Genomic DNA, 3464 nt, shown 5'->3' with positions numbered 1-3464 from the left:
AGGAATGGGGAATGCAGCCATTGCCTGTTGCAGCAGGTATCCAGGCGTTTGAAACACTGCTGAAAAATGCCACCGTACAGGGAGTTGTTATGTTTGGAACGCGTCCGCTCTCAACAATGACTTTTGCCCCGGACATTGCAGCAGAAAATACGGTATTGCCACCAGCTATGCATAATAAACCGGGGTCAGAAAAATTAGAAGGAGTGGCCACCAGGTATCTGCGAGGTTTATTGTCCAAAGAGTTAAAGCTGGCAGAAGATAAACTGGAATCAGACCTTCCTTTGGGACAATACGGAATAGATTCAGTATTGATTACCCGATTAAATGGACAGTTAGAAGAAACTTTTGGAAGACTCCCCAAAACCCTCTTTTTTGAATATCAGACCCTGAAGGAATTAGTGGAATATTTTACCACATCACATAACGAAAAACTGCTGACGCTAACTGGAGAGGTAAGCCAGAGCAAAATGGCTGATACTGCTGTCCGGAGGCCGGTTAATGAGACTGATAACAAGAATAAACAACGTTTTACTACTGCTAAAGCACCGGAAAATCCAATTATGCCGACAAGTGATATTGCAATAATAGGTGTAAGCGGAAGGTATCCCGGAGCAAAAAATATACATGAGTTCTGGGAAAATTTAAAAGCAGGAGAAGACAGTATTACCGAGATACCGGAAGATCGATGGGAGATGGATAGTTTTTACAGTGAAGAGAAGGGACAGAATGGCAAAAGCTATAGCAAATGGGGTGGTTTTATAGACGGCGTAGATCGGTTTGACCCATTGTTTTTTAATATTTCTCCGAGAGAGGCTGAGTTGATGGATCCGCAGGAGCGCTTGTTTTTACAAACTGTCTGGGAAACGATAGAAGATGCCGGGTACACCAGGGAAAGGCTGCAAGGTTCATACAGTAACAAAGTTGAATTGGGCAGCAGGGTAGGTGTGTATGCTGGCGTGATGTATGATGAGTATCAATTATTTGGTGTAGAAGAGACCTTAAAGGGTAATCCGATAGCGTTATGGGGCACTACTGCCACGATTGCCAACAGAGTATCTTCTTTTTTCAATTTCCATGGCCCGAGCATGGCAGTGGATACGATGTGTTCTTCTTCTTTAACAGCTATACATCTTGCCTGTGAAAGTATTCAGAATGGTAATTGTGATCTGGCTATAGCTGGTGGCGTTAATGTGAGTGTACACCCCAATAAATACCTGATGCTCAGTCAGGGGCGATTCATGTCTGCTAAAGGCCGATGTGTGAGCTTTGGAGAAGGTGGTGATGGGTATGTGCCGGGGGAAGGCGTAGGCGCCGTTTTACTGAAACCATTAAGTAAAGCAGTGGCTGATGGAGATCATATTTACGGCGTTATTAAAGGAACTGCTGTTAATCATGGCGGAAAAACCAACGGATATACGGTGCCCAATCCCCATGCACAATCGGCAGTTATAAAGGAGGCCATCAGAAAAGCGGGAATAAAGGCAACAGATTTCAGTTATATAGAAGCACATGGTACAGGTACCAGTTTGGGTGATCCTATTGAAATAGCCGGTCTAAGCAAAGCTTTTGAGACGGATAGCAGGCAATATTGCAGCATCGGTTCTGTGAAGTCCAATATTGGTCATTGTGAATCTGCTGCGGGTATTTCGGGTGTTACCAAAGTATTACTGCAACTGAAACATCAACAGCTGGTGCCTTCGTTGCATGCTGATACCCTCAATCCGAATATCGATTTTACGGTTACCCCATTTAAAGTACAGCGGGTACTGGAAGCATGGAGGACGGCTGATAATGGTCCCAGGTTGGCTGGAATAAGTAGTTTTGGAGCAGGAGGGAGTAATGCTCACATCATTATTCAGGAATATCTTCCACCTCCTGAAATTGTATATACCAATGCCGGTCCGGCAATTATCGTACTGTCGGCCATGGATATTATACGGATGAAAGAGCAGGTAATAAACCTGAGGCAGTTCCTGTTGGCCAACCATGACGTAAATCTCTATGATATTGCTTACACGTTGCAGGTAGGGCGGGAAGCAATGGAAGAGCGCCTGGCATTGGTGGCAAATGATAAGGAAGTATTGCTGGATAAACTGAATGATTATCTCGCCGGAAAATCCAGTGATATATTTACAGGCAATATCAAAAAGGATAAAGCAGGTTTTTTACTGGAAGGTAATGCGGGGAAGGCATACATAGAAACTGCAGTGAAGGATAAGGAGAGCAGCTCCATTGCACAGCTATGGGTAAGGGGAAGTAATATTGACTGGACGTTACTTTATGTCGGATATTATCCTTCCAGAATCAGTTTACCCACTTACCCGTTTGCGGCGGAAAGATATTGGATACCTGGAAGGGAAAGACACAATATGGTGAACGATGGCAGCAAATTGCACCCGCTGCTGCATCGCAATAGCTCTAACCTGAAAGCACAGCAGTTTGCGAGTGTATACAGTGGTAAAGAATCGTTTCTGGCAGATCATAAAATCCGGGAAGAAAGGGTATTGCCAGGGGTAGCTTATTTGGAAATGGCCAGAGAAGCAGGAGAGCAATCAACAGAGGAGAAAATTACACAGCTGAAAGATGTTAGATGGTTAAGCCCGATACAGGTAAATGATAAACCTGAAAAAGTACAGATAAAACTCTATCCGGAAGGAACTGCTGTTGCTTATGAAGTTTACAGACAAACGGCTACAATAACACAGCTTCACAGCCAAGGAAAATTAAGTGCGCAATTACAACAGCCGCCGGGAAAGATCGACCTGAAGGCTATCCGGCAACGATTGCCTTATGCAAGGAAACGGGAAGAGTGTTACCGCCTGTTTAAAGCAAGGGGATTAAATTATGGCGCCAGCTTCCAGGGGATTGAAGAACTTTTTTACAGTGAAACGGAAGCGTTGTCTCAAATTGTTTTACGTGGGCAGAATGATTTCGTACTAAATCCGGGTATGCTTGATAGCGCTCTGCAAACTTGTGCCGGATTGAGTTTTGTTAAAGATGACCAACGTCTGATGCTGCCTTTCAGTGTTGAGGAAGTAAATATTTACCAAAAGCTGCCGGCTACTATCTGGTGTTATGCCCGATATAGCAAGCATCATAAGAAGGATAGCGAATTACCTACTTATGACATTGATCTGTTAAATGAAGGTGGTGAAATATTACTTTGTTTTTCAACGTTGGCAATGCTTCCGGCGGACGGGTTTTTAAGAGCGCACACCGAAGAAGATAAGATAAGCACACATTTATACAGCAGCGGCTGGCAGCCATCGCCTTTAATTCCCCGGCCAGAACAATATACTGCGGTAGCTCCGCTGATACTGCTGGCAGGCGGGTCGGCAGAATTGGCTGATAAGCTAATGGAATCACTGGCATTGGAAGTAACCATATTGCCAGAGCATACAACGGTATCTTTTTTTATGCATATGCTGCAAACGGTGAAGGCGAAACTGCTTACAAAGCTACCT

At 44.3% G+C, this 3464-nt stretch carries 1 protein-coding gene; it reads left to right on the top strand.

Features of this window, described 5'->3' with window-relative positions; all coding sequences use genetic code 11:
- Positions 1–3464, top strand: a 3464-nt coding sequence (locus VM802_RS24280; protein WP_325535518.1) for a beta-ketoacyl synthase N-terminal-like domain-containing protein, incomplete at both ends; no start/stop codon positions are given.

This window comes from Chitinophaga sp., assembly GCF_035538455.1.
Classification (GTDB): Bacteria; Bacteroidota; Bacteroidia; order Chitinophagales; family Chitinophagaceae; genus Chitinophaga.
Note: the sequence above shows the minus strand (reverse complement) of the source record. Positions and strands in the feature narration are given on the sequence as shown.